The sequence below is a fragment of the Marinimicrobium alkaliphilum genome, from assembly GCF_003259155.1.
In the GTDB taxonomy this organism is placed as follows: Bacteria; Pseudomonadota; Gammaproteobacteria; order Pseudomonadales; family Cellvibrionaceae; genus Marinimicrobium_A; species Marinimicrobium_A alkaliphilum.
In genome coordinates this window covers 1-401 of the sequence record NZ_QGMQ01000027.1, presented here as the reverse complement: position 1 = coordinate 401, position 401 = coordinate 1, and the positions used below count along the sequence as shown (strand labels likewise).

Below are 401 nucleotides of genomic sequence, written 5' to 3'. Positions count from 1 at the left end.
GAGCGTCCTGCCGCCGCTTACGGCGGCGAACTGGTACGCTTTGTTATGCCAATTAGTCATGGTAGAAAGCTTCAGACACATAGAAATCGCAGAAGGATTCGATATCTTCCTTTTTGCCGGACTCGAATGCTCTGGCTCGCAGTTGGTAGCCAAGTACAATTCGGCTGTTGTTTTCGATGGCAAATTGAATCATCAAATCATTGTTGCTTGAATCAAGCCTCTCTAATGCAGCTTTTGCTGATTCTGCATTGCTCTCCGTAAATACGCTCTCCTCCATTTGCATATCTGGCTCAATACGCAACTCCCTATGTTTGCACAATGCTTTCTCTTCAGTAGCTTGCGCATGAAGAGAGGATAAAATGGCTATGGCAGCTAAAAATTTCATCATATGTCCGTAGGCA

The 401-nt window shown here is 45.1% G+C and carries 1 protein-coding gene; it reads right to left on the bottom strand.

Annotation, left to right across the window (positions count from 1 at the left end; genetic code table 11):
* Window positions 1-52: 52 nt before the first annotated feature.
* The coding region (locus tag DKW72_RS16250) for a hypothetical protein (RefSeq protein WP_232522448.1) at window positions 53-401 on the bottom strand (349 nt) is incomplete at its 5' end.